The organism is Acinetobacter sp. SwsAc4, from assembly GCF_013391535.1.
Classification (GTDB): domain Bacteria; phylum Pseudomonadota; class Gammaproteobacteria; order Pseudomonadales; family Moraxellaceae; genus Acinetobacter.
Window position 1 is genome coordinate 25,147 of the sequence record NZ_JACAXC010000003.1, and the last position, 26,877, is coordinate 52,023.

At 38.2% G+C, this 26,877-nt stretch carries 19 protein-coding genes and 2 pseudogenes; 13 read left to right on the forward strand and 8 right to left on the reverse strand.

What is annotated here, in order from left to right:
* Positions 1 to 15: 15 nt before the first annotated feature.
* From HYG88_RS02735 to HYG88_RS02750, 4 genes are all read right to left on the reverse strand, one after another.
* On the reverse strand, positions 16 to 1,458 hold the full coding sequence (locus HYG88_RS02735) for a deoxyribodipyrimidine photo-lyase (protein ID WP_178882546.1): 1,443 nt from the start codon (positions 1,456 to 1,458) through the stop codon (positions 16 to 18).
* A gap of 107 nt (positions 1,459 to 1,565) precedes the next feature.
* Positions 1,566 to 2,048 (reverse strand): peptidylprolyl isomerase, encoded by a 483-nt coding sequence (locus HYG88_RS02740; RefSeq protein WP_005217679.1) that lies wholly within the window; start codon positions 2,046 to 2,048, stop codon positions 1,566 to 1,568.
* A 122-nt stretch (positions 2,049 to 2,170) separates the two neighbouring features.
* Positions 2,171 to 3,457, reverse strand: a complete 1,287-nt coding sequence (locus tag HYG88_RS02745) for an NAD(P)/FAD-dependent oxidoreductase (RefSeq protein WP_178882547.1) — start codon at positions 3,455 to 3,457, stop codon at positions 2,171 to 2,173.
* 94 nt (positions 3,458 to 3,551) lie between these two features.
* Positions 3,552 to 4,871: a D-alanyl-D-alanine carboxypeptidase PBP6B gene (locus HYG88_RS02750; protein ID WP_087545520.1), complete on the reverse strand. Its 1,320-nt coding sequence runs from the start codon at positions 4,869 to 4,871 to the stop codon at positions 3,552 to 3,554.
* Between the two features lie 171 nt (positions 4,872 to 5,042).
* Between HYG88_RS02750 and HYG88_RS02755 the strand changes: the two genes are divergently transcribed.
* Positions 5,043 to 6,746 carry a M61 family metallopeptidase gene (locus HYG88_RS02755; RefSeq protein WP_005158001.1) on the forward strand — a complete coding sequence of 568 codons (1,704 nt, stop codon included), beginning with the start codon at positions 5,043 to 5,045 and terminating at the stop codon, positions 6,744 to 6,746.
* A gap of 113 nt (positions 6,747 to 6,859) precedes the next feature.
* Here the strand turns inward: HYG88_RS02755 and HYG88_RS02760 are convergent, their stop codons facing one another.
* Entirely contained in the window at positions 6,860 to 7,072 is a 213-nt protein-coding gene (locus HYG88_RS02760) for a hydroxyisourate hydrolase (RefSeq protein ID WP_372616325.1), read from the reverse strand.
* A gap of 365 nt (positions 7,073 to 7,437) precedes the next feature.
* Here HYG88_RS02760 and HYG88_RS02765 point away from each other — a divergent pair, with 365 nt between their 5' ends.
* Together HYG88_RS02765 and HYG88_RS02770 are read left to right on the forward strand one after the other, a co-directional pair.
* On the forward strand, positions 7,438 to 9,669 hold the full coding sequence (locus HYG88_RS02765; protein ID WP_178882548.1) for an NADP-dependent isocitrate dehydrogenase: 2,232 nt from the start codon (positions 7,438 to 7,440) through the stop codon (positions 9,667 to 9,669).
* Positions 9,670 to 9,832: 163 nt separating this feature from the next.
* Positions 9,833 to 10,573 carry a hypothetical protein gene (locus tag HYG88_RS02770; RefSeq protein ID WP_005157992.1) on the forward strand — a complete coding sequence of 247 codons (741 nt, stop codon included), beginning with the start codon at positions 9,833 to 9,835 and terminating at the stop codon, positions 10,571 to 10,573.
* Positions 10,574 to 10,635: 62 nt separating this feature from the next.
* On the opposite strand, the gene HYG88_RS02775 is transcribed toward HYG88_RS02770, so the two are convergent.
* A complete protein-coding gene (locus HYG88_RS02775; RefSeq protein WP_005157989.1) occupies positions 10,636 to 11,439 on the reverse strand; it encodes a pseudouridine synthase in 804 nt (267 codons plus the stop codon).
* A 192-nt stretch (positions 11,440 to 11,631) separates the two neighbouring features.
* Here HYG88_RS02775 and icd point away from each other — a divergent pair, with 192 nt between their 5' ends.
* The 3 genes from icd to HYG88_RS02790 all read left to right on the forward strand — a co-directional run bounded on the left by icd (position 11,632) and on the right by HYG88_RS02790 (position 16,840).
* Positions 11,632 to 12,888: an NADP-dependent isocitrate dehydrogenase gene (gene icd / locus HYG88_RS02780; RefSeq protein WP_005157986.1), complete on the forward strand. Its 1,257-nt coding sequence runs from the start codon at positions 11,632 to 11,634 to the stop codon at positions 12,886 to 12,888.
* A 221-nt stretch (positions 12,889 to 13,109) separates the two neighbouring features.
* Positions 13,110 to 13,928, forward strand: coding sequence for a PhzF family phenazine biosynthesis protein (locus HYG88_RS02785; protein ID WP_178882549.1), 819 nt, complete (start codon positions 13,110 to 13,112; stop codon positions 13,926 to 13,928).
* A gap of 143 nt (positions 13,929 to 14,071) precedes the next feature.
* Positions 14,072 to 16,840, forward strand: coding sequence for a pitrilysin family protein (locus tag HYG88_RS02790; protein ID WP_178882550.1), 2,769 nt, complete (start codon positions 14,072 to 14,074; stop codon positions 16,838 to 16,840).
* 48 nt (positions 16,841 to 16,888) lie between these two features.
* On the opposite strand, the gene HYG88_RS02795 is transcribed toward HYG88_RS02790, so the two are convergent.
* Positions 16,889 to 17,275 carry a DUF3144 domain-containing protein gene (locus HYG88_RS02795; RefSeq protein WP_005217661.1) on the reverse strand — a complete coding sequence of 129 codons (387 nt, stop codon included), beginning with the start codon at positions 17,273 to 17,275 and terminating at the stop codon, positions 16,889 to 16,891.
* 104 nt (positions 17,276 to 17,379) lie between these two features.
* On the opposite strand from HYG88_RS02795, the gene HYG88_RS02800 reads away from it, so the two are divergent.
* On the forward strand, positions 17,380 to 18,012 hold the full coding sequence (locus tag HYG88_RS02800) for a hypothetical protein (RefSeq protein WP_005157974.1): 633 nt from the start codon (positions 17,380 to 17,382) through the stop codon (positions 18,010 to 18,012).
* 103 nt (positions 18,013 to 18,115) lie between these two features.
* On the opposite strand, the gene HYG88_RS02805 is transcribed toward HYG88_RS02800, so the two are convergent.
* Positions 18,116 to 19,564, reverse strand: coding sequence for a CYTH and CHAD domain-containing protein (locus tag HYG88_RS02805; protein ID WP_005157971.1), 1,449 nt, complete (start codon positions 19,562 to 19,564; stop codon positions 18,116 to 18,118).
* Positions 19,565 to 19,701: 137 nt separating this feature from the next.
* Between HYG88_RS02805 and HYG88_RS02810 the strand changes: the two are divergent.
* The 6 genes and pseudogenes from HYG88_RS02810 (at position 19,702) to hemL (ending at position 26,850) form a co-directional block, all read left to right on the forward strand.
* Positions 19,702 to 20,770 (forward strand): annotated as a pseudogene (locus HYG88_RS02810) (IS3 family transposase).
* A 125-nt stretch (positions 20,771 to 20,895) separates the two neighbouring features.
* Positions 20,896 to 21,823 (forward strand): annotated as a pseudogene (locus HYG88_RS02815) (IS5 family transposase).
* Between the two features lie 134 nt (positions 21,824 to 21,957).
* Positions 21,958 to 23,637 carry a hypothetical protein gene (locus HYG88_RS02820; RefSeq protein WP_087548168.1) on the forward strand — a complete coding sequence of 560 codons (1,680 nt, stop codon included), beginning with the start codon at positions 21,958 to 21,960 and terminating at the stop codon, positions 23,635 to 23,637.
* A 197-nt stretch (positions 23,638 to 23,834) separates the two neighbouring features.
* Complete coding sequence (locus tag HYG88_RS02825; RefSeq protein WP_256731040.1) at positions 23,835 to 24,839, forward strand: serine protease; 1,005 nt, start codon at positions 23,835 to 23,837, stop codon at positions 24,837 to 24,839.
* A 46-nt stretch (positions 24,840 to 24,885) separates the two neighbouring features.
* Positions 24,886 to 25,497, forward strand: a complete 612-nt coding sequence (gene thiE, locus HYG88_RS02830) for a thiamine phosphate synthase (RefSeq protein ID WP_005157951.1) — start codon at positions 24,886 to 24,888, stop codon at positions 25,495 to 25,497.
* Positions 25,498 to 25,548: 51 nt separating this feature from the next.
* Positions 25,549 to 26,850, forward strand: a complete 1,302-nt coding sequence (gene hemL / locus HYG88_RS02835) for a glutamate-1-semialdehyde 2,1-aminomutase (RefSeq protein ID WP_178882551.1) — start codon at positions 25,549 to 25,551, stop codon at positions 26,848 to 26,850.
* The last annotated feature ends 27 nt before the right edge of the window (positions 26,851 to 26,877 follow it).

The following is a 26,877-nucleotide window of genomic DNA, read 5'->3' on the forward strand; positions in this document are numbered from 1 at the left end:
TAGCCTTGGTGAAGGCTATAAATATGATTTGAAAGCTTCGATCGCGCGTGCTCGGCTAGTTTTAAGATCAACAATTGGTTTCGGATAATTGAGATTTTTTGATAAATATTTTGCATAAGGTTCATGTATGATTTGCGCATCCAAATGCGCAAGTTCTGGTACCCATTTACGAATATAGTCTCCATTGGAATCAAATTTTTGTGATTGACTAATTGGATTAAATACTCGGAAATAAGGGGCAGCATCTGTGCCTGTAGATGCACACCATTGCCATCCACCATTATTTGCCGCTAAGTCACCATCGATTAAATGTTGCATAAACCATTGTTCGCCAATGCGCCAATCAATCAATAGATTTTTAGTTAAAAACATAGCGCAAATCATACGAACTCGATTATGCATCCAACCTGTTGCGAGTAGCTGACGCATACCAGCATCTACAATTGGAATACCTGTTTGCCCTTGTTGCCATTTTTCTAGATTAACTGGATCATCGCGCCAATTGATATTTTGGGTTGCTGCTTTGAAGGGTAAATGTTTGGAGACTTGTTGAAAATCAAATAATATATTTTGATAAAATTCACGCCATAATAATTCATTCAACCATGTTTGTTGTCCTTCGGACTGGATAACAAAATCACCTTGTTGATGTCTAAATGCTGCTTGAATGCACTGACGAATTGAAATAATTCCAATATTTAAATAAGCAGAAAGTTGACTAGTTCCTTTAACCGAAGGGTAGTCCCGTAAAGCGTTATATTGAATAATTCGTTTTTCAACAAACTGATTGAGTAGGTTTTTCGCATGTTTTTCACCCACTCGCCATTCACTCGCATTTTTGTCTTTAATTTTGTCAGCATAGTGATTTTGGATGTGCTGTAAATCTGTTTGGTGTAGCTGACAAAAATCAAACTCTAAGGTTGCTTGGATTTCTGGGATTGGATAACACTGAGGTAAACCGAGTTCCAAGCGCTGATAGCAACTTTTTTTGAAAGCACCAAAAACTTGATAGGGTAGATTCGATTGAGTTCGAATACTTGCAACTGGAAACAGCGTTCGATCTTGAAACAGTATCAGTTGTTTTTTTTGACGATTTAAACTTTGTTGTACTTCATTATCGCGTTTGAGTTCATTGAAGCCAAATTCAATATTGGCATACACATTTTCAAATGGTAATTTTTCTGCGAGATCAACAAAAAACTCCGCAATGTCATCCCAAAGAGACACAGTAAATATGAGTAAAGGGATCTGTAGTTTGGAAAGTTCTGTTTTTAGCTCTAAAAGTTGGCGCAAATAAAAATCAATTTTAATATCCGCATCATCATGACGTTGCCATTGTTCAGGTGACAGAATACAAATCGCTATACATGGACCATTCTGACGGGCATGCCATAAAGCAGCCTGATCACGGACGCGGAGGTCTTGGCGGAACCAGATTAATTGATAAGTATTTGACATAGCAATTCTATAAAGTTCTTTAAAAATTATTATTTATATTTTATAGGTGCTTATGTGAAGAAAAAGCAAAGCCGAAGCTTTGCTTTTTTATCTAATTCAAAAATGAATTAGTGGTGGTGACCACCTGCACCGTGAACATGACCGTGATCTAATTCTTCTTGACTAGCATCACGGATTTCTACGATTTCAACTTCGAAAGTTAAGTCTTGACCAGCAAGAGGGAAGTTTGCATCAACAATAACGTTGTCGCCTTCAACTGCTTTAACAGTTACGATTTGAACGCCATCATCAGTTTGAGCTTGGAATTGCATACCCGCTTGGATATTGTCTACACCTTGGAACATTTGAGCTGGAACTTCTTGTACGAGGTCTGGGTTATATTCGCCATAACCTTCAGCAGCTGGAACAGTTACAGTAAATTTTTCGCCTACTGTTTTACCAAGAAGAGCATTTTCTAAACCTGGAATGATGTTGCCCGCGCCGTGCAAATATGCAAGTGGTTCACCTTGAGATTGATCAAGTGTTTCACCCTCAGCGTTTGTTAAAGTGTAGTGGAATGAAACCACGTGGTTATTTGCAATAGCAGTCATGTTGTTTGATCCATTCAATCAATTTAGGTGTACATCATAAAGTGAAAAATAGATTTTGTTGACTATTTTCCACTTTTTGAAACTATTTCGTTATAAATGGGAACGAAATAGAAAATTTCAACTCAATACAGTTTAATTTTTGGACGTACACGACGTGTCAGAAAATCTTTCATGGTGAGCATTCCTGCTTGAGTATAACCATGAATATTGGCTTGATGTAATCGATACAAAGACACATACATTGTTTTGGCAATAAAACCTTGTACGCTTACATCACCAAGTAATTCTCCAACAGCCTGATTACGGCTTAATGAAACCAAAGAGCCTTTATCACTGAAATTGAACATAGGTTGAGGTGAACCAGATAAACGAGCGGCCATAGCATCTACCAAGAATGTCGCTTGTTGGCTTGCGACCTGTGCACGTGGTCCTAATGGAGGTTGACGTGCATCAAGCTGACAATTTGCACAATCTCCAAAGGCAAAAACATTTGGATCTGAATACGTTTGTAATGTCGCATAGACCATTAAACGATTAATTTTATCGCGTTTAAAATCTGTAAATGATTCTAAAACTTTGGGCGCTTTGACACCTGCCGCCCATACGGTAATGTCTGAATGCAAAACTTGACCGTTGCTAAAATAGACATTTGATTTATCGACTTTTTGCACTTGATGTTGCGTCAGAATGTCGATGCCCATTTTTTGTAATTGTTTCGCGCTATGTGCAGCTGTTTTTTCATTGAGCGCAGGCAAGATACGATCTGAGGCTTCGATCAAAGTAATTTTAACTTGCTTTGGATTAATTTTCTTTAACCCATAACGATAAAAATTCTTCGTGGTTTCAATCAGTTCAGCCGCTAATTCAACACCTGTTGCACCCGCACCCACGATACCAATATTCAAGGCACGTTCAGTTGCTTGGTTTTGCGCTTCAATATAAAGATGGAACAAGTCCTGTTGGAAAATATCGGCTTGTTTGCGACTATCTAAGAAATGACAATTTTCACGTACACCTTCAGTTCCGAAGTCATTTGAAACTGAACCAACAGCTAATATCAGTGTGTCGTAGCTAAGACTCTGAATAACAGGAGTATGTTCTTTAGAAAGTTGAGGAGGTGAAATCGTAATTTTTTTTTGATCTTTATTTACGTTGATTAAGGTTCCAAGGATGAACTCAAAATCATGTTTTTCTGCGTGAGCAAAATAATTGGTTTGTTCTTCGTGAGGATTTAGTGAGCCAGCGGCAATTTCGTGTAGGAGAGGCTTCCATATATGCGTGAGATTTTGGTCGATTAGGGTAATTTTGGCTTTCTTTTTCCTGCCAAAACGTTCACCTAATTGTGTTGCAAGCTCTAAACCACCTGCGCCACCACCCACAATCACAATATGATGTAAGGTTTTGCTCATGATTAACCTAATTATTTTTGTGAAAGGATGGTTGGATTATGCCATCCTTTTTTCAACATTGTATGGTTAATCTTGATAAAAATAGTAGGTTTTTTTATCCTTGATTTAAAGGATAAATTTTGGCAGCTTTGACATCATTTGTTGAAAAAAACGAGAATAAGTTTGCAAACCAAATCATAATTTTTTGAAAAATATTCGCTTCCTCAATTTCCACGTTATTTTCAATTTGTAGGCTACGAATTAACTGATTATTTTGATAAACCGTCACTGTGGCCAAATTCATGACTTGCGTCAATGGTGCTGTTAAATGCTGTTGATTGAGTTTGATATTGACGTGTGTTTTTGTCGTTTCAAGTGGTTCAATGGTTTTGATTTGCTGGTTTGTATCAAGCAAATGTATACGTTGTGTGAGTAAATCAAAACTATTTAAATCAATTGGTGTCGCTTGATCGTATAAAGATGTTGTTACGATAGTGGGTTGTTGAGTTTCAACTTTGAAAATTTTTAAAGTTGATTTGATGACAGGAAGTTCAGCAATTAGCTTTTGCTTTGGAATCACTTCTTCATCGCGTGTGTATGTATACGCTAAATTCATTAATTTATGCGCGACTTCAGCCCGTTTTACCGCACTTGGTGTTCCAAGTACCACTACAATCAAACGACGCTTATCAACATGTGGATTTAGAGTAGGGCGCTCAGCGGTTAAAGCCAAGTTGTAACCTGCCGCCTTGGTATAACCTGTTTTTAAACCATCTGCTGTTGGATCCATTTTTAATGCAAGATTTGTTGCACGGTGGAAACGTTGGTTATAGCTAAAACTTGGCATTTTTGAATAATGTAAATATTCAGGTGTCTCTTTTACGATCGCTTTTGCTAATAGACTTAAATCTGCTGAAGTTGAGTAATGATCTGTCATGGTGATACCCGCAGGATTACTAAAATGGGTATCTTTCATTCCTAAGGCTTGGGCTTCTTTATTCATTCGTGCAACGAACTGTGGAACACCACCTGAAATTTTTTCAGCAAGCGTAACTGCTGCATCATTGGCAGACATGACAATCAATCCTGCTAAAAGTTGATCAACAGAAATTTGTTCACCAGCTTTTAAATACATTTGGGATTCATCCCACATGACCGTGCTCACCACAGGTGTTGCGGTTAATACCTCTTCCTTACGTAATTTACCTGCTTCGATTTCTTTCAAAGCAATATAAGCCACCATCATTTTGGTGAGCGATGCAGGCGAACGTTGAACATGACTATTATGTTCAGCAATGATTTGACCTGATTGAGCATCTACGATCGACCAAGCTTGCGCTTCAACCGTTTCAGGAGCGATATTAAGTAAATTGGCATGTACTAAATTGGCACATAACAGACTAAACAACGTAAAGAGCGAGAGGAGAAATTTCAAGAGAACACCTAGTGCAGCCGATCCAATGGCATGGAAAGCGAAAAAAAGCATGCTATGACTTTTTTGTTGCAGAATCCAGCAACTTTTGCCAACAATTAAGACATCTACGCATGACTTTGTAAAAAAATGCTAAGCTGTGTGAAACTGTTCCTATTTTTATGATCTAAAACTATGTTGCACTATCAAATTGAGTTTGACGATTATCGCCAACATCTTATTCATGTCACACTTCGTTTCCTTGCTAATCCGAACCAAGAACTTTGGTTACCGACATGGATTCCTGGCAGTTATTTGATTCGAGAGTTTTCAAAACATATTGAATCAGTAAAAGCATCTGATGAAGCAGGGCGGTTACTTAGTATTAAGAAAACGGAAAAGAACCGTTGGCAATTATTCAATACAGATCATGAATTGATTACGGTTGAATATGATGTGTATGCTTATGATTTGTCGGTAAGGGGTGCTTATGTTGATCAAACTCGCCTATATGTAAACCCTGCTTGTGTTTGTTTAGGTTTAATCGATCAAGAACAATCACCATGTGAAGTTGAAATTTTCTTACCGCATGAATTAAAACATTTTCAAATTGCAACAGGTTTAACTGCTAAGAGTTTGGTGAAAGGACGCTATACTTTAAAGGCAGATAACTACGATCAGTTGATTGATAGTCCATTTGAGTTGGCAGAGCAAAGCCGTTTTAGCTTTGAAGCAAATGGTATTCCGCATGAGTTTGTGATTTCAGGTAAACACAATACAAATCTAGAGCGGTTACAAACTGATATTCAGCAAATCTGTCAGACTGAAATTAAGATGTTCGGTTCTGCACCCTTTCAAAACTATACCTTTATGACTATGGCAACGGGCAATAGTTATGGCGGTCTAGAGCATTGTAATAGCACCAGTTTGATCACACCACGTGATGATTTGCCGAAAGTAGATGAAGCTGAAGAACCGTCTAAAGATTATCAGCGTTTCTTAGGCTTATGTAGCCATGAATACTTTCATTCATGGTTAGTTAAATTTATCCGTCCTGAAAACTTTACGAATTATGATCTACATAAAGAAGGCTATACGAGCTTATTGTGGATTTTTGAAGGCTTTACTTCTTATTATGATGATTTAATTTTATTACGCAGCGGCGTTATTTCTCAAAAATCCTATCTGGATTTACTTAAAGCACAGATTGAGCGTTATTTGCAAAATCCAGGGCGCTTTATTCAGTCTGTGTCAGAATCAAGTTTTGATGCATGGATTAAATTCTATCGTCAGGATGAAAACTCAAATAATGCAGGAACAAGTTATTACAACAAAGGTAGCTTAGTTGCGCTTTGCTTAGACTTGGGCTTGCGTTTACGTGGTTCAAACTTAGATGCCTTGATGCGCCGTTTGTATGAAAATACCCAAAAGGGCATTCAGGTCAATGAACGCACGATTTTTGAATTGTGTAATGAATTGACTGGGGATAACTGGATTGAACAAATTAATCATTTGATCAATACCACTGATGAATTGCCATTGGATCAACTATTCCCAGAGTTTGGTTTGAGCTATATCGTTAAAAATAACAAAGCATTACCTTTTGGCTTAAAAGTGCTAGATAAAGCTGACGGTGTTATCGTGCAAAATGTTCGCCGTGATAGTGCTGCTGCGCAAGCAGGTTTGTCTGCTAACGATGTCATTATTGCGATTGATGGTATCAAAGCATCAGAAAAGTTGTTGGCGAAGTATGCAAAACAAAAAGGCTCATTTATAGTTTATGCATTCCGTCGCGATGAGCTCCTACAGTTTGAGCTTCATGCTGGAGAGAATCCTCTGAATTCGGTTGAGTTAAAAGTTGAAGATCAAACCAAATTAGAGGTTTGGTTGAAAGGTTGATGCAATTGATAGCGTTGTACGCACCGTTAGCATAAATTATTGTGTGAATGAGGGAACAGATTCAGTTTCCCTCATTTGTATATCAAAATTTTAATTAAGATTTTTGAAAATAATTAGTTACCACGATAAGTTGAGTATCTATAAGGATTTATCAAAAGTGGAATATGATAATGTTCAAGATTGCCATCCACAGAGAAAATTACAGCAACTTCTGGGAAAAATGAGCTTTGCTTATTCTTTTGGAAGCATTCATCTGTTTTAAAAGTGTAAATGAAACTTGAGTCGAATATTCGTACGGACTTAAACAATTTATTATGGTTAAGCATTTTATAAAATATTTGGCAGAAATGAATCTGCAAATAAAATTTTAAAAAATGTAGGGTTTAATCGTACGGAAGTACTCAAGCATTGGTATTTCGTAGCGAAATGTCAATATCACGATATATTACATTGACTGAGAAGTAATCAACGCTGATACTCTCATGTTTTATTTAAGCTAACCGGTTCCTTGGTCACAAAGCGTAAGCTTTATACCATTATTTCGTAGCGAAATGTCAATATCACAAGATATTGCGTTGACTGAGATACGTTGAGGACTGATACTCTCAGACCTTAATCAAGCAAACCGGTTTTAATGGACTGGGCCAAAAGCTCGTTCATGAAAAACTCAACCAAACACAAGGGGCTATATATGGCTGGTGGAAAGTCAAAAATCATTTATACACTGACTGATGAGGCGCCATTGTTGGCGACCTATTCGCTACTGCCGATCATTGAGACCTTTACTAAGCCAGCTGGCATAGAAATTGTCAAGAGTGACATTTCTGTTGCAGCACGTGTGCTTGCGGAATTTTCGGAATACTTAAGCGATGAGCAGAAGGTAAGCAATAACCTTGCTGAGCTTGGTCGCCTTACTCAAGATCCAGATACAAATATCATTAAACTGCCAAATATCAGTGCTTCAGTTGCTCAGTTAACAGCATGTATCAAAGAATTGCAGTCTAAAGGATATGCAATTCCTGATTATCCAGAAAATCCAACAACGGATGAAGAGAAAGAACTTAAGACACGTTACGGTAAATGTCTTGGTTCTGCTGTAAACCCTGTATTACGTGAAGGTAACTCAGATCGTCGTGCGCCTGCTGCTGTAAAAAATTATGCGAAAAAGCATCCTCATTCAATGAGTGAGTGGAAACAATGGTCACAAACGCACGTTTCGCATATGGAAGAAGGTGACTTCTACCATGGCGAGAAATCAATGACACTTGATCGTGCGCGTAATGTGAAGATGGAGTTAATCACGAAGAGCGGTGAGACAATCGTTCTCAAGTCTAAAGTTGAGCTTCAAGATGGTGAAGTGATTGACTCAATGTTCATGAGCAAAAAGGCATTGTGTGACTTCTATGAGAAGCAACTTGATGACTGCCGTGAAGCTGGTATTTTATTTTCATTACACGTAAAAGCGACCATGATGAAAGTTTCACACCCGATCGTTTTCGGTCACTGTGTGAAAATTTACTATAAGGATGCTTTTGAAAAACACAGTAAGTTATTTGATCAGTTAGGTATTAATGTCAACAATGGTATGGCAGGCCTTTATGAAAAGATCGCAACTTTACCAACTTCACTCCGTGAAGAAATCATTGAAGATTTACATGCTTGCCAAGAACATCGCCCAGCATTAGCTATGGTTGATTCAGCGAAAGGGATTGATAACTTCCATTCTCCAAACGACGTGATTGTAGATGCATCTATGCCAGCTATGATTCGTGGTGGTGGTAAAATGTGGGGTGCCGATGGTAAACCCTACGATTGTAAAGCAGTCATGCCTGAATCAACTTTCGCACGTATCTACCAAGAAATGATCAATTTCTGTAAGTGGAATGGTAATTTTGACCCACGTACGATGGGTACAGTACCGAACGTTGGTTTGATGGCGCAAAAAGCTGAAGAATACGGTTCACACGATAAAACATTTGAAATTCCTGAAGCGGGTATTGCGAACATTACTGATTTAGACACTGGTGAAGTGTTGATGTCTCAGAATGTAGAAGAAGGCGATATCTGGCGTATGTGTCAGGTGAAAGATGCACCAATTCGTGACTGGGTAAAACTTGCGGTAAGTCGTGCTCGTAACTCTGGTATGCCTGCGATTTTCTGGCTTGACCCATATCGTCCACACGAAAATGAGTTGATCAAGAAAGTTGAAAAGTATCTAGAAGAACATGATACAGAGGGTCTTGATATCCAAATCATGTCACAAGTGCGTGCAATGCGTTATACGCTTGAACGTGTAGCACGTGGTTTAGACACAATCTCTGTGACTGGTAACATCTTACGTGATTATTTAACTGACTTGTTCCCGATCATGGAATTGGGTACTTCAGCGAAAATGTTATCAATCGTTCCGTTAATGGCGGGCGGTGGTATGTATGAAACAGGTGCAGGTGGTTCAGCGCCGAAGCATGTTCAGCAGTTAGTTGAAGAAAACCACTTACGTTGGGATTCGCTTGGTGAGTTCCTTGCGCTTGCAGTATCTTTAGAAGAGCTTGGTCTTAAAGAAGATAATGCACGTGCGAAGTTACTTGCAGAAACTCTTGATCAAGCAACGGGTAAATTGTTAGATAACGATAAGTCTCCATCTCGTCGTACGGGTGAGCTAGATAACCGCGGTAGCCACTTCTATTTAGCAATGTATTGGGCTGAAGCGCTTGCTGCTCAAAACGAAGATGCTGAATTGAAAGCGAAGTTTGCTCCTCTTGCAAAAGCCTTGGTTGAAAATGAACAAAAAATTCTTGCTGAATTAAGTGAAGTACAGGGTAAAGCAGCTGATATTGGTGGTTACTACGCTGTGGATCCAGTAAAAGTAAATGCAGTAATGCGTCCAAGTTCAACGTTTAATGCTACGCTTGAAACGATTTAAGTTTTAATGCAGAACTAACAAACCTGTTGGTAATGTAAAAATACCGATGCGAAAGCATCGGTTTTTTATTTGATAAATAAGATATTTTTAAATTTGATTGTTTTTTAATGATCTATTTAAATTTAAATAAAACATCAATTTAGAATTAATTTCTTGAGGGTGTATGAATAAGAGAAGTTTAACTATTGGGATTGTTGTTACAGTAATTTGCATTGCAATTATTGTATGTATTTATCTTTTTACTGGCTTAGAGCATCCGAAGTCTTTGAATGAGTTTGGAGATTTCTTAGCTGGTGTTTTTGCACCAGTTGCTTTCTTTTGGTTGATTTTAGGGTATATGCAGCAGGGCAAACAATTAGAGCAAAATACCAAAGCTTTAGAGCAACAAGAAAGAGCACTTCAACTTCAGATTGATGAGATGAGACAAGGGATAAAACAGCAAGTTGAATTAGTTCAACTTCAACGACAACAACTTGATGAACAGCATAGGACGCTCGAACCAAGATTTATTATTTCTCAATCTAAAGTAAATTCTCCTGTATATGGCAGCAGCACAGATCCTAAGATAGATATTAATCATAATGTAGTATTTGTTGTGATCAATTATACTTTAGACAATTTGGGAGGAGATGCTTTTAATTTGAGAATAACTCACCCGAAGACTAATGAGATTTTTGAAAAAATTAGTAACGTAAAAGCATCTACATCTGAAGAAATTAGATTTGAATTAGCGCAATTTCAATTAGATCAATTAAATCAAAAAAAAGAGTTGGAAGATTCATTAGATTTCTTTTATGAATGTAAAAATGGGCGTTCAGTAAAATATGAATTACTTATCCATGTATATCAAACCAACCATCCATTTTATGGTGTAAATCTCTTTTTGAAGAACGTTGATTTGTAAAAAATAAAAATGCATTAATTAAAAAAAGCCCATCTTCATGGGCTTTTATAAGTATCTAAACTTTAACGACCATTACGGCTACGCCCACGAGGTGCTTTAGTATTTGGACGAGTTGTACCATTGGTCTTACGACGTGGTTTCTCACTTTCATCCATTTGCCAAATACGCTTTGTACCTGACTTTTTCTTGTTCGGATCTTTTTTATCACCTTCTTTCTTCTTCTGGTGCATGGGTTTACCGCCCGTGCCGCCTGGTTTTTTAACATACGAGCGAGAACGATACGGTTGATCTTCAGGTAAATCTTTAAAATCAGGATAAAGCAAAGGCTCGATTTCAGTTTGCTCACCTGGTTGTAAACCTAAACGAACCAAATCAATTGCACCAATTTTAGTGCGAATTAAGCGTAAAGTTGGAAAGCCAACCGCCGCTGTCATACGACGTACTTGGCGATTACGACCTTCACAAATTTGTAGCTCAATCCAACTTGTTGGGATGTTAGCGCGATAGCGTACAGGTGGATCTCGGTCCCATAACCATTCTGGCGCATCTACTTTCACTGCATTAGCAGGTAACGTCATGCCATCAGCGAGTTCAACGCCTTTACGCAATTGCTCTAATGCCTCCTCAGTTACATCACCATCGACTTGAGCAAGGTAGGTTTTAAATTTTTTATTTGCAGGATTTGTAATGTATTGATTCAGACCACCATGATCCGTAAGGAACATAAGTCCTTCTGAGTCAAGATCAAGTCTGCCTGCCAGACGTAAATCTGGATCATGAATAAAGTGAGAAAGTGTAAGGTGTGCTTCATCCTCACGGAACTGTGACAAAACGTCGAAAGGTTTGTTGAATACAACTATTTTCATATGAGTATACTGCTTTGGCTATGGGCGGCATCATAACAATAAAGGTTTCTATTTAATGGGAAAATGTTGTTATTTCCCGTATAAATCTCAAAAAAACCTGTTTTGAACTAAACTGTTTCATGCAATAAAAACGAAAGTATGCCATAGAAGGCATAGTGATAATCGCTAAATACATGAGGGAGAACCTGCAAAATGGGTTATCAGAAGATCGTGGTTCCTGCCGATGGTGACAAAATCACAGTAAACGCAGACCTGTCACTGAATGTTCCAAATCATCCAATCATCCCTTTTATTGAAGGTGATGGTATTGGTGTGGATATTACACCAGCTATGAAAGCAGTAGTAGATGCTGCGGTGTTAAAAGCTTACGGTGGCAAACGTTCGATCGAATGGATGGAAGTCTATTGCGGTGAAAAAGCAGATAAAATTTATGGCACTTATATGCCTGAAGAAACCTTCGAAGCTTTACGAGAATTTATTGTTTCGATTAAAGGCCCTTTAACCACACCTGTGGGTGGTGGTATTCGTTCACTGAACGTTGCTTTGCGTCAAGAGCTTGATTTATATGTTTGCGTGCGGCCAGTCCGTTGGTTTGAGGGGGTTCCTTCACCTGTTCAACATCCTGAACTTACGGATATGGTGATTTTCCGCGAAAACTCAGAAGATATTTATGCAGGGATTGAGTGGAAAGCAGATTCAGAAGAAGCTAAAAAAGTGATTAAATTTCTAAAAGAAGAAATGGGCGTAACAAAAATCCGTTTTGATGAAGGCTGTGGAATTGGGATCAAACCTGTTTCTAAAGAAGGGACACAACGTTTAGTACGTAAAGCTATTCAGTTTGCGATAGATAATGATAAACCTTCTGTGACGTTGGTCCACAAAGGTAACATCATGAAATACACCGAAGGTGCATTCAAAGAGTGGGGCTATGAACTCGCAATAGAGCGCTTTGGTGGTGAACTACTTGATGGTGGGCCGTGGGTTAAAATCAAGAATCCTAAAAATGGTAAAGACATCATTATTAAAGATGTGATTGCCGATGCATTCTTACAGCAAATCTTAATGCGTCCAGCAGACTATTCTGTTATTGCGACGCTTAATTTGAATGGTGACTATATTTCTGATGCGCTGGCAGCAGAAGTTGGGGGAATTGGCATTGCACCGGGCGCCAATATTGGCGGTGCGATAGCAGTTTACGAGGCAACACATGGAACAGCACCAAAGTATGCGGGGCAGGATAAGGTTAATCCTGGTTCAATTATTCTTTCTGCTGAAATGATGTTACGTGATATGGGATGGGGCGAAGCTGCTGATTTGATTATCAAAGGTGTTTCTGGTGCAATTGAAGCGAAAACAGTAACGTATGACTTTGAACGATTAATGCCGAATGCAACCCTATTGCGCTGTTCTGAATTTGGTCAAGCCATTATTCAACACATGGAAGATTAAACAAAGCTGAGCTAAAGAGAAGGGTGTTTAAGTAACGCCCTTTTTTGTCGGCATTTTTTTAGTTCTATTATATTGTTTGTTAATATCGTTCTTTCATAGTGTATTTCACATGATTTTTAAACGTATAAATATGCACTGTATCGTAAATTTAGATAAATCTGTATCTATGTTTTATCGGCTAAAAGTTCAAAATAGTTGAAAAATATTTAGAGTCTGTTGCTATGAAAATGTATCAAGTTGATGCTTTTACCCAAGTATTATTTAAAGGCAATCCAGCAGCAGTCATTGTCTTAGATGAATGGTTGGATGAGTATCTCATGCAAAATATTGCATTAGAGAATAATCTTTCTGAAACGGCTTTTGTTAAAAAGATTGATGAGACAAATTATGAAATTCGTTGGTTTTCGCCAACTGATGAGGTCGCTTTTTGTGGACATGCGACACTGGCAAGTGCATTCGTATTATTTAAAGATTTTACAAGAATAAAAACCATTCAATTTCATGTGCGTGAGTTGGGAATTTCTGTCGTTAGCCAAGCAGCAGACGGCAAGATTAAAATGAATTTCCCTATTCGAAAAGCTAAACTTGTATCTGAATATCCTCAGGAACTTCGCGATGGTTTAACCAAGCCATTTAAAGCAGTTTATCTGAATGGTCAGGCGTATATTGTTGAATATGAAACAGTCGCTGATGTATTAAACGAGCAACCTGATTTTGAAAAATTAAAGCAATTAGGCGCATTACGTACCGCAATTACTGCATCTCAACCTGATGTTGCTATTACAGCAAGAGGTGAAGGTCAGTTTGATTGTGTATCTCGCTATTTTGCTCCTGCGATTGGGATTAATGAAGATCCTGTTACGGGTTCGATTCATACCGCAATTGCGCCCTTATGGGCTGAAAAACTTGATCAAACTCAGCTTATCGCATATCAGGCATCAGTTCGAGGTGGGGTTTTAGAGTGTGTTATTGAGTCTGAGGATCGTATTGAAATTTCAGGTTATGCAAAACTGTATATGCAAGCTGAACTGACGATCTAAATTTTAACTAAACCGCTATAAAAACATAGAAAAAAGCTGTTTAAATACACAGCTTTTTTCAAAACATAACTATTAAAAATTTAAACCATTATCTAGTATAGCTTGTTGTTTTTATTTAAATCACCAAAAAACTCGGATAATCTATGTTAATGCGGTTTAAGCAGCTTACTCTCTCACTTTGTTTGATCGGGTTGAGTGCAACGTCTTGGTCTCAGACAGTACTCGTAAAAAGTGAAAAAAATATTGAAGAATACAAATTAGATAATGGTTTCAGAGTTATTCTTGCACCAAATGATAAAGAAAATAAAGTCTATGTAAATACAGTATATTTAACAGGCTCTCTTAACGATCCTAAAGGGAAAAGTGGTCTTGCTCATTTGCTCGAACATTTGGCATTTAAAGGCACACAAAATGTAAAAGGTGAGGAGTTCCAGCGTCGTTTGGACCAATTCACTTTAATGACCAATGCCAGTACCGATTATTACTCAACTAAATATTTAAATATTGTTCGTCCTGAAAAAAATGCACTGAATGAAATTCTATACCTTGAGTCTGAGCGTATGGATAGATTAGTGCTACAAGAAAAATTTGTTCCATCTGAAATCGAAATCGTAAAACGTGAACGTGAAATTCGTATGGATCAACCGTTTGCAGTATTGATGGATCAGATGTGGAAAGCGGCTTATGGCAATCAATATTTAGGTCGATTGCCGATTGGTGATTTGCCTGAATTAAAATCTATAAAAATGAATGAACTAAATCAGTTTTATAGAACATGGTATGCACCAAATAATGCTGTGATGGTCATTTCTGGAAAATTTGATAAATCAGAAGTATTAAATAAAATTGATCAATATTTTAGTCCGATTCCTGCACGTACTGTACCTGCACCTGTTCAAGTTCCAGTCTTAGATTCTAGTAAGATTGAGCAGCGAAAATTCACGGTGCAAAAGGGTAGTGATCTTGCTAAATTCCACATTTATATGAATGGAAAAAATACGCAACTACAACCAGCATTAGCACTTGCACCAGCACTTTATACCATGCAGCCTAGTGGTACGTTGTATAAGAGCATGGTAGAAACAGGATTGAGTACAGCTGTTCAATCAACGACATGGTTGGACCAAGATTTTAATATGGTCTTTATGGGTGCGGTGTATGCGCCGAATCATGATGCAAAGAAAGTTGATGATGCGTTGATTGATGGTGTTGAGAATAGCCAATCATTTACCGACGCAGAATTACAACGTATCAAAACTATTACTCAAAATACCGCTGATACGATTGCAAATGATGCCGTTGCTTTGGGTTCTCGCCTTAGTGATTATGCAGTGTCTTCACACGGACAATGGGATCAATACTTCAAAGATTTACAAGCCATTCAAGATTTAAAATTAAATGATGCCAATCAAACATTAAAACAGTTTTTAGTATCATCGCATCGTATTTCGGGAGATATTCAGCCTACGCCTGAAGATCAAAAGAAAGCGATGACACTCAAGGCACAAGATAAACCTAAAACCTTAGATCAAAGTGCCGAAAAGCCTGAACCTTTGAAAGATGTTGCCATTTATCGACAAGAAGTCACTCAATTTGTCGCACAGTCTGCGCAGCAATTGCAAAAAAATGAGCAAAAAATTCAACGTGGTGAATTAAAGAATGGTATTCGCTATGCTTTATTCCCAACCACAACACGTGATGACAAAACCTATGCCACGATTAGCTTAGATTTTGGTACAGAAAAATCACTGTTTGGTAAAGGAGTGACCTTAGATTTAACCAGTTATTTGATGTTGCGTGGTTCCCAAAAACATACACTGCAAGAAATTACAGATAAAGCGATTGCTGCAAGTGGTGGTGCATCTATCACTTCAAATGGTAATGGTTTAACAATTGGGATTCAGGCAAAAAAAGATAAGTTTGAAGATTTTTTAAACTTTATTATCGATGTGATGAAGCAACCTAAATTTGCACAATCGGAATTTGATTTAGCAAAAAATCAAAGTTTATCTGCATTAGATCGACCTTATACTGAACCTGCTGTAGTCGCATCTATGACTTTGGCAAGATTACTCGAAACCTATCAACCAGGTGATTTGCGTTATCACTTTGAACCAGAGTTTGCGAAGCAGCAGTTAAATGCGGCTACGCAAGCACAGGTGAAGCAATTCTATGATCAATTCTTTGTGACAGATCATGGTCAAATTGCTGTGACAGGTGATTTCGATCCGAAAAAAATGCAAAGCATGCTACAGAAAGCATTTGGACAGTGGAAAACGAAACAGCCGTACCAAAAAATTACTTCTCCTTATGTTTCTTTCAAAGCTGAAAAAGTCCATGCACTATCCGAGCAACGTGAGTTTGGTAGCTATCAAAGTATCCTGACGATTCCAGTAGGGGCTTATCATCAAGATGCTCCCGCACTCATTATCCTTAGCCATATTATGGGTAACTCGCAATTGTCTTCTCGCTTGGCGCAGGAATTACGTGAGAAAAATGCGCTTGTTTATGGATTTGGAAGCAACCTTGATCTAGATTCTGATACAGATAGTGGATCAATTAGTATTACTGCGAATTATACAGCTGGTCGTTCTGATCAAGTTTCTCAATCTGTTCATAAAGTATTAACTGATTTGCTAAGCAAAGGTGTGACTGAACAAGAGGTTGAAGCAGCCAAAGCCGATATTATGAAGAAGCGTGTGACTTCATTAGAAGATGAACGAAATATTCATAGTATGCTTACGGGTCAATTAGAGCGAAATAAAACCTTGATGGATCGTGCTGAACGAGATCAAGCACTTGCAAAGTTGAGTAAGGCAGATGTAGATGCTGTAATTAAAAAATACATCAAATTGGATCAGTTTGTGGAAGTGATGGCTGACCAATATGGTAAAGCCCAAGACTTAAAATAACAGACCAAAAGAAAGCCACCATTAGGTGGCTTTCTTTTTACGTTTAGATTATTCGTGATCGTGTTTATGCGTATGAAAATCTTCATTTTTACGAAAGCGTAAGTAATTTTCAAACTGCTCACAATATTCGTCAAAGTTGTCTTCAAGCATCATTTGAAACTGTTGCAATAAATAAGACATCACCTGTTCTTTGGCATCACGCATTTCATTGCCATCTTTAAAATTATTTGCTGCAACCCACGTATTAAAACGAGCTGTTGCAAATAACATGGCAGCGCTGACTTGTCCGCGTAACTCTTCTGGTTTGGGTTGCTGTCCTTTTTGTGGGCGACAAAACTCATTGGCTTGTTTGATAAATTCATCTGCTCGCTCAAAAAATATCGCATTTAAAGCTTCTTCTTCTGTCACATCAGTGGCATTAATTTTTTGAGACATGATTTTTCCCAACAACAAATAAGACACGATATTATAGACAAAGCCTTGTGGAAACTAAACCTTTGGCTTAATCTAAAATAGCCTAAGTAATTAGAATAATCACTATGCAAGATGCGATTGCAATTCAAAGCCTTAAAACGGATATCGCTTTACTACGTCAACATATTCATCCACCCCAATATTTAGAGCATGTCGAAGGTTTGCCGATTTATTATGGTTTAAAGGACGAGGTCGATGAATACTACCAACAATGGCAACCTTTGATTGAAAGGGCGCAGCAACTCTGTCAGCCTTTTATGGAGGATGATGTCGTTGATGCGATTCATTTACCGAGCCATCTAAATTTGCCACTGTTTTTCTTTCATGTAGATCGTATTCGAATTAATAAAACACGGGCTAAAGAATCTAAGACTTTTCGTGGCGTAGCGGCTTTGCTCGAAAAATGTGGAAAATTTGAGACCGATCAGATTTTTGCGATGCAGGAATGGTTGGGGAGTGATGATACTGCGGCTTTGGTGGCACATCGTGAGTTTATTGATTTACGAACTTATGTCTTTCAACATGGACAAAGTGAATATACGCGTACCCGTTTTTATATGAATGGCGTGATTTTAAGTGTTGAGCCGCATTTTAAATTGGTAGATGCGCGAGATAAGCCACGTAAGCAGCGTAATGATAGTTATAGTGATCCGATTGCTGATAATGGGACATGGAAGATTTTTGGGAAATATCGATAGAATTTGATAGTTTCTTATCCAGTCAAGCTTTTCATCCCCCTCTTTTCAAAGAGGGGTTAGGGGCGATTTACACTGATCAGTATGTGGGTTTGAGTAGAGATTGCTATTTCCAGAAAATATCTTGAGCCGATAAATGCTGTAACTTTTTATTAGCTTTCTTTGCGACATGCGGCTGCTGTGCCTTAACCCAACCTAAAGCAAATAAAAATTGTGATTGTTCTGCTGCCTGTTGTTCAAAGACCTGTTCTGCCACAAAGAGATCATTATAAAAACCTAAATATTCTTGGATTGGTTCTAGTTTATTCAGAAATTGCTGAACCTCTTTTTCAGGATAAAGCCTAGAAATAAAATCGATGCAATAACGCAATTGCTTAATACGCTTACGAGTACGATGTTGTTTTTCAACTGTAAGTGTAGAAAACTGAGTCGCGTCCATTAAAATTTTATGAAAAAGCTTGCTCAAACTTTTAGCCACTTGTTTAGATAATTTTGATTTCGATTTATCTCCACAATATATAAAACTAAATAATGATAAGAATAGCTGTGTTGTTTTAGCTCCGCTGAAAAGCTTGGCGATATTGGAATCTATTTCAGCATCAATAGGAAATTCAAAATCACAGCTTTGTTTTATAAGCGGAATCACAGAATCCTGAATTGCATCGTGATCACGTAATTGCCCCAAAGCCTTAAAAAGTTCTGCTAATTCATTTTCCCAAGTTGGATCAATCTGTGCTGACCAATTTGAAAAATGTTTTAAAGCAGAACGTAAGCGACGCAAGCCGACACGTGCTTGATGAATATGATCGGCTTCAGCAACACCATCGGCAATTGCGGCAGCATTCGGCAATATGTGGTTTAAGGTATTTTCGACGATCAGTTTAAGCGACTGTTCCGCGCTAAGTTCAGATTCTAAATTGAGCTGTTTGGCTTTGGTCGCAGGAGAAACACGTTTGCCAACTGCGAGTAAATTACCACGTTCTGCTTTGCTACGCACATCAAGCCATAATTGATATTTATCTACCCATGTCTTGGTAAAATCAATTAAGTCCTGAGCGGAACCTTGTTTGAGTTCAAATTCAACTTCACAGATTTTCGCCTGATCTTTGCCTGTACGAATTTCGCCATCATCCAGACACACTTCAATCTGTGAATGATTAAACTCAAATACATGATAGCTACGCTGCACATCAGTTTGAAACTGCAATTCTAAATCAGCAGGTGAATCACCCAAGATATCACGCAACACATTTTGAACGGTCTGGTTATGCTGATAAAGCGATAAATCCAGTTCAGGTTCCTGTTCACATTTACCCAATACAATATCTTCTTCAATCCGTTGTAGATGATTTTTACTGGCGGCTTTAAAGGTTTGTACCCAATGCTCACCTTCTTGGCGTAAACGGATAGCGACATAGTTTTTGGCAAGTAAGCGGTCAGCGGTATCATAATATTTGGCTTGGAGCTGAATTTTTTGCGCTTTTTGCTTATTCAATATTTGTAAAACACTTTTTTTCTTAGATTCAGGAAGTTGAAATTTAAGCTCTATTTCCATGATGTTATGACTCCTGAGCGCAAAGAATGATAAATATAAAATGAGTATAACGGGTTGACCTCAAGAATGATTGATGTGTGCTTAAAAAACATGAGGGTTTAACTTGGTAAACTATACATACTCATTAGGAGTTTACCATGAGCAAGAAACAGAAGACTTACACCGCAGAATTTAAAGCTGAAGCCATAAAAGCCATTGAAGAGAACCAAGGTAATGTATCGGAATCCGCTAGACAACTTGGCATTTCAATGCAAACCCTTTCGAACTGGAATAACAAAGCAAAGGCTGGAACTTTAGCAGGTACAAAACAGCTGAAATGGAACATGAGTTTTTAAAAAAGGCAGCAGCGTACTTTGCCAAAGAAAGTCAGTGAGGTACGCCTATATGAAATCGCAAAGCCACTTATTTCCGATTATTTTAATGGCTCGATTACTTCGTGTATCCGTTTTTCGCTTTTATGATTGGCTAAAGCGAGGCATGAGTAAAAGATCAATTCAGCGAAATCAGCAGACAATTTTGGTCAAAATAGCCCATGAAGAAACCAAACAAAGCTATGGCTATGTTCGATTAACCAAGCATTTACAAGCGCAAGGTATCAAAATAAGTACGTATGCTGTGCGCCAAATAAAAAAATCAAATCAGTTGTATTGTAAGCGCCATAAGCGTTTCAAAAGAACCACGAACAGTGATCACAACCGTTCTATTTATGACAATTTACTCAAGCAACAGTTTTCAATGACGAAGCCTAATCTTGCGTGGTCGAGTGACATTACCTACATTTGGACGGCTGAGGGCTGGTTGTACTTGGCAGCTGTCAAAAATCTTTACACGAAACAGGTTGTTGGCTATAGCTTAAATGAGCGCATGACAGCCAAGCTTGTTTGTGATGCATTGAATATGGCTATTCGCAATCAGAAACCTACTAAAGATCTCATTGTACATTCAGACAGAGGCAGCCAATATTGCAGTAATGAATATCGAAACTTACTTGAGAAATTTGATTTTCAGGGTTCAATGAGCAAAAAAGGCGACTGCTTTGATAATGCACCGATAGAGAGTTTCTAGGGCATACTCAAAAATGAACTAGTCCATCATCGCAACTACAAAACAAGGAAAGAAGCCAAAGCGGATATTACAAAATATATAGAGTTATTTTATAACCAGCGAAGAATTCAAAAAGGCTTGGATTTTAAGACACCAAATTAAATGGCAGAAGACTTTTATCGGTTAGCTGCCTAGAATCTCCGAAGTGGAAGTCTCCTGCTAATTCAGCACACATTACTTTAGATGGGCTTTGTTGCATAAATAAATTTTATCCCCATACATGTTAGATGAATACAGAATCAAAAAGCCGATACAAAACAACGAACTGGTCTGAGTACAATCAGGCTTTACGTCAACGGGGTGCTTTCACCATTTGGTTTGATCCCCAAATGCAATGGTCTGCAACACCTACTGGAAAAAAAGGACGTCAACCTACCTACACTGATATAGCAATTCAATTTGCCCTGACGATACGAAACCTGTTCCAACTGGCTTTACGCCAAACACAAGGTTTCATTCAAAGCCTTTTTCAAATGGCTCACCTCGACTGGAATGTTCCAGACTTCTCAACATTGAGTCGGCGAGCAGATAAGCTCCAGCCACTTCTACATAAATCAGCAAAAAATCCACAGGAAGACTTGCATATTTTAGTTGATAGCACAGGGATCAAAGTTACAGGTGATGGGGAATGGGTGCGTAAAAAACATGGCGTAAACCAACATCGTCAATGGCTGAAATTACATCTTGCGACAGATGCAAACAGTGGAGAAATACAAGCGGTTGAAGTCACGACCTGCCAATATGGTGATGCTGAAATGCTCCAACCTCTTTTAGATCAAATTGATGAACCCATTGCATCTGTCAGGTGATGGTGCTTATGACACAGTGAATTGTTATGATGCGATTTTGAAACGGCAAGCAAATGTAATTATCCCTCCTCGTTCCAATGCTGCTTTATGGGCAGAAAATGAAATTGGTAAAGCAAGGAATCATCCAGTACAAAGCTGTTGGGACAGGGGTCAAAAGCAGTGGAAACGAGATATTGGTTATCATCGACGATCTAGAATAGAGGCTAAAATGTTTGCCTTGAAACGACTTGGACAAGGTGTATCTAGTCGATGCTTTAATCGTCAGGTGGTTGACTTGCAAATAAGAGTCGATATTTTGAATAAATTTACTCAACTTGGTACAGCTAAAACGGTGGCTGTTGCATAAATATCTGAAGATTAGAACAACTCTACCTTTCGTCTATTTGTCCAACAAAGCCGATTTATACCTCATTTGGGGAATAGACAGCTCTTAAATTTTCTTTAATGCTAAAGAATGGCAATATAAGCAAGGAGATTGCTATGAAATATTCATTATTAAGTGTTTTAGTTGGAAGTTTATTATTGAGTGGTTGCGGTGGCGGGGAAGAAGAGAGCAAGTCATCAGTAATACAAGAACCGACAAAACCAATTGCTGGGTTAACAGCAAAAAGCTTTATTAGTACAGATAAGCAATCTGCATCTGTACAATTAGAAAGTAAAAATGGTTCAAAATTAGATTATTTGATAGATCAGACAGCGAATGGGAAGATGATTACCCAAGCGGTTACAACAGAAAAAAATGGAACGACAACCCGAACTTTATTTGATCCTTCTGGAAATATTGATCGGATTGTTGATGAAAAGACAGGCAACTTTATTCAATTTTATTGGCAATCAAATCGTTTAATTGTTACGAATCATGATAATAAAGGTGTATATCAAAGCGGCAGTGTGGTGAGTTATGATCAAAATGGTAAATTAGGGATAGCTCCTATTGTTGGAACGCCAAGTTTTACAGGACAAATTGTTGGACAAGTCCAAAGTTCGGACCCAGGTGCGTATACTTTAGTACCTAAAAATCAAATTGATGACTTAAAATTAATTACAGGTGATTTTCAGGCATTACCTGATGAGATGCAGGAAATTATCAAGGCTGATGCTTTAGTTCCTTCTGCAAAAGCGAAAGCAGTAAATAGTTTAGATACTGACAATGCATTTTCGTGGATTAATGAATCGTGGAAAAATAGTTTTGCTGAACAGACTCAACAAAATCGTAGAGGTCTATTGACAGGATTAGTTTTAGGTTCTGCCTGTGCTGGTTTTGTGCCTGGTTGTCAGGCTGTTGGTGTGGCTATTGCAGGAACAAGTGCTGCAATGTTAATAGGTGGTTTTACTGCACAGCAAGGTGGTCTAAGAGTCATTAATGATGTAAATACAGATGTTGGTTTGCCGCCTGTTGCTGAAGGCTTAAATTCCAAACTGAATCGTTTCCGTGATTCATTAATTAATGCTTGGCAACAGGGTACTAATCTGGTTGAGGCAACTAAGGGGGCAATACAAATAATTATTGATAAAGGCTTAGATAAATTGCCTACCTATACAGATGTATTGAGTACATCTTCCACTAGCGTTGTTGCATTACAAAATGAGATAGATAAAGCAACATTGCCTACTGCACAATCTGTTCCTATCGTGAATACGCCAGTATCAGGGATTTTAGCAAATAATAGTGGTCAGACTTATTCTTTGGATGGAACAGTTGGGGTTACGGGGCAAATAAATGTAACAGGACAGCAAAATAATGGCAGCCAGCTTGTAACTTTACAGGGAAATTTAACGAATAATACAGTCACAGGTACATACAAGAATAATGGCGGAGATACAGGGACTATAAGTGGTCAGAATGACACATTAGGTCAATGTGCGACCCAACAACAATCTGGTGGTCAGGGGTCTTTCTCTTATGCTTATAATATGGGGGCTGGCAAGGGTGATGTTTCAGTTTCGTATTCTATGTATAGTATTCCAGACCGCATGGATGTCTTTACACTAAATAGTGATAAAAAAGTTCAAGTATTTACTACCGATGGCTTAGTATCGGGTAATGGTTCAGGAACTTTTCAGGTTGCACCATATACGACTGTTTTTATTAGTATGACAGCACCAAGAAGTGGAACAGTTTGGGATTTTGAACTAACGTGTCCAACTAGTAATAGTTAATTTGATATCTTAAAGATAGGGAGTTTTTTAGAAACTCTCTATCTTTAAAGTGGAGCATGATTTTAGAAATAAAGTTTATCATTTTGATCAATGTGCATCATTTATTACTGTACAAAGTATAAAGTAATTTTGCAGATCTTGCGCCATTAATCCCATTTTTATTAATGACAGTAATCTAATGAAAGAGGCTGAATACTTTGTATAAATATCATATGGCTTTGATGGGTATCTTATGGAGTATTGCTCAAATAAGCTTTGCACAGATAAGCCCCCAACCTCGTATTATTAACGGAAATATAGCATCTGAAGCACAAATTCCTTGGCAAGTTGCACTCATAACTAGTCCTTTAGACCCTTATCAATCCTACATTTGCTCAGGAAGCTTAGTTGCAGATCGTTGGGTGGTGACAGCAGCACATTGTATTGAACCACTCGAAAAACAAAACAGTGATTATTATATTTTGATTGGCGCACAAAATTTACAAAGTATTCAATTAGGACAAATTATTAAAGTTAAAAAGGGGCATATGCATGAGAAATATAATAATCGTATTTATGATAACGATCTTGCACTATTAGAATTGGAAAGTGCTGTCGATTTTATAAAATGTGGTAAAAATTGCCAAACAATCGATATTATTAATCCAACTTTAGAAAAACAAAATGCATTGATTGCGAGTATGACGCAAATTGCAGGGTGGGGCGTATTAGAGGATTGTGACAATAGTCAATCTCTAGTTTGTCAGCATTACGCAGGGCAAATGATGAGAAATCCTGCGCTGTATCCAACCACTTTAAGATATACCACGCTAAAATTAGCCAATTGTCTATCTTCATCATTATATAGCGCGCAACAAATCACTCAGAATATGCTTTGTGCAGAATCACCGATGCAAGACAGTCTTACAGATGCTTGTTATGGTGATAGCGGTGCAGGTTTAACGATAAACAATTTAGAAAAGCCATATCTGCTTGGGATTGCAAGTTGGGGTGTCGGTTGTGCCAAGGTGGGTTATCCTGGTGTTTATACGCGAGTTACAAATTACTCTGATTGGATAAACAACTATCTGCATCCAAGTACTATTCCAGAACAAAAAACTAGCCAAACAAATCAATCAGGTGGTGGAAGTGTCGGTATTTTCATGATTTTATTATTCGTAATATTAGCAATTACACGTGGGCGTTTTATTAAAAGTGCGTAATATTTTTGCTTTATACTTTAATACATGAAATTGATGAGTTTGAACTATGCGCGGTCTTTATCTGATTACCAATGATGATCCCCTCCAATTATTATTAGAAAAATTAGATGTGGCTTTGGCGACGGAGAATATTGCTATTTTACAATATCGCCGTAAAAAAGTGGCAAGAGTAGCTCAACCATCCGAAGTGCAACAAATCAAAGCACTTTGTGAAAAATACCAAGTTCCATTTGTAATTAATGATGATTTAGCTTTGGCAGAACAATTTGGTTTAGGTGTACATCTTGGACAATCTGATGGTGAAATTATCGATGCGACTGCACGTCTACCAGAGGGTGTGATTATTGGGCGCACTTGCTTAAACTCCTTAGAACTGGCTGAAAAGGCAATTGCTGAAGGTGCAACTTATGTGGCCTTTGGCGCAGTCTATGCCACTTCAACTAAACCTGAAGCAGGTAATGTTGGAATTGCAGTCATTCAACAAGCAAAGCAGACGTTTGGAGTACCAATATGTGCCATTGGCGGTTTGACCGTTGAAAATTCCCAAGTGGTCATCGAGGCAGGAGCAAGCCTTTGTGCGGTAATTAGTGATATATTAGGGCGATCAACAGCCGAAATTCCTGCTCGTGTAAATGCATGGGCAAAGTTATTTGCATAATTTTTTGCATCGTTTCGACATTTTATTCTTCGATTCTAGGTTGAGTCTTTTATGAGTTTATCTCCAAAGCAAGAACAGTTATTTAAACAAGCAAATAAACATATTCCAGGTGGTGTCAACTCACCTGTACGTGCATTTAACGGTGTTGGTGGTACGCCTGTCTTTATCGAAAAGGCCAAAGGTGCGTACTTGTGGGATGTTGATGGCAAGCGTTATGTGGATTATGTTGGTTCATGGGGACCAATGATTTTAGGTCATGCACATCCCGATATTATCCAAGCGGTACAAACCGCAGCAGAAGATGGCTTAAGTTTTGGTGCACCAACAGTATATGAAACCACTTTGGCAGACACCATTTGTGAGATTATGCCTTCAATTGAATTGGTACGAATGACCAGTTCAGGAACTGAAGCGACTATGACCGCGATTCGTTTAGCGCGTGGTTATACTGGACGTGACAAAATCGTAAAATTTGAAGGCTGTTACCATGGCCATTCAGATTCGTTATTGGTGAAAGCAGGCTCAGGTTTACTCACTTTAGGTGAAGGTGAGCCAACTTCAAAAGGTGTACCTGCTGATTTTGCAAAACATACCTTAACGTTGCCATATAACAATATTGAAGCTTTAAAAGAATGCTTTAGTAAGTTTGGTCATGAAATTGCAGGGGTCATCATTGAGCCTGTGGCGGGAAATATGAATTTGGTGACGCCAATCGATGGCTTCTTACAAGCGATTCGTGATGTTTGCGATGAGTACAAATCGGTATTCATTATTGATGAAGTGATGACGGGTTTCCGTGTTGCTTTAGGTGGCGCACAATCTGTTTATAAGGTAAAACCAGATTTAACGACTTTAGGAAAAATTATTGGTGCGGGCTTACCTGTCGGTGCTTTCGGTGGTAAACGTGAAATCATGGAATGCATCGCACCTTTAGGCGGTGTTTATCAAGCAGGTACATTGTCAGGGAATCCATTGGCAATGCGTGCTGGTATCGCGATGTTTAAACATCTACGTGAACCTGAATTTTATGACAAGCTTTCGGCACAGTTAGCGAAATTGCTTACAGGTTTACAAGCTGCAGCAGATGAAGCGGGTATTCCATTTAAAACTCAGCAAGTCGGTGGCATGTTCGGTTTGTATTTCACCGATCAAGAGGACATTACCAGCTTTGATTCGATGTTAGCGTGTGATGTTGAAGCATTTAAGAAGTTCTTCCATGGCATGTTAAAGCGTGGTGTGTATTTGGCACCCTCGGCATTTGAAGCTGGATTTATTTCATCTATGCATTCAGATCAAGATATTGCAGAGACCATTCAAGCAGCAAAAGAAACTTTTGCAGAGATGAAGGGCTAAGATATAAAAAGCAAGCACACCACTGAG

Coding starts and splice junctions, on each gene's coding strand:
- HYG88_RS02735 (WP_178882546.1), bottom strand. CDS start 1,458: ATGTCAAATACTTATCAATTAATCTGGTTCCGCCAAGACCTCCGCGTC.
- HYG88_RS02740 (WP_005217679.1), bottom strand. CDS start 2,048: ATGACTGCTATTGCAAATAACCACGTGGTTTCATTCCACTACACTTTA.
- HYG88_RS02745 (WP_178882547.1), bottom strand. CDS start 3,457: ATGAGCAAAACCTTACATCATATTGTGATTGTGGGTGGTGGCGCAGGT.
- HYG88_RS02755 (WP_005158001.1), top strand. CDS start 5,043: ATGTTGCACTATCAAATTGAGTTTGACGATTATCGCCAACATCTTATT.
- HYG88_RS02760 (WP_372616325.1), bottom strand. CDS start 7,072: ATGCTTAACCATAATAAATTGTTTAAGTCCGTACGAATATTCGACTCA.
- HYG88_RS02765 (WP_178882548.1), top strand. CDS start 7,438: ATGGCTGGTGGAAAGTCAAAAATCATTTATACACTGACTGATGAGGCG.
- HYG88_RS02770 (WP_005157992.1), top strand. CDS start 9,833: ATGAATAAGAGAAGTTTAACTATTGGGATTGTTGTTACAGTAATTTGC.
- HYG88_RS02775 (WP_005157989.1), bottom strand. CDS start 11,439: ATGAAAATAGTTGTATTCAACAAACCTTTCGACGTTTTGTCACAGTTC.
- icd (WP_005157986.1), top strand. CDS start 11,632: ATGGGTTATCAGAAGATCGTGGTTCCTGCCGATGGTGACAAAATCACA.
- HYG88_RS02785 (WP_178882549.1), top strand. CDS start 13,110: ATGAAAATGTATCAAGTTGATGCTTTTACCCAAGTATTATTTAAAGGC.
- HYG88_RS02790 (WP_178882550.1), top strand. CDS start 14,072: ATGTTAATGCGGTTTAAGCAGCTTACTCTCTCACTTTGTTTGATCGGG.
- HYG88_RS02795 (WP_005217661.1), bottom strand. CDS start 17,275: ATGTCTCAAAAAATTAATGCCACTGATGTGACAGAAGAAGAAGCTTTA.
- HYG88_RS02800 (WP_005157974.1), top strand. CDS start 17,380: ATGCAAGATGCGATTGCAATTCAAAGCCTTAAAACGGATATCGCTTTA.
- HYG88_RS02805 (WP_005157971.1), bottom strand. CDS start 19,564: ATGGAAATAGAGCTTAAATTTCAACTTCCTGAATCTAAGAAAAAAAGT.
- HYG88_RS02820 (WP_087548168.1), top strand. CDS start 21,958: ATGAAATATTCATTATTAAGTGTTTTAGTTGGAAGTTTATTATTGAGT.
- thiE (WP_005157951.1), top strand. CDS start 24,886: ATGCGCGGTCTTTATCTGATTACCAATGATGATCCCCTCCAATTATTA.
- hemL (WP_178882551.1), top strand. CDS start 25,549: ATGAGTTTATCTCCAAAGCAAGAACAGTTATTTAAACAAGCAAATAAA.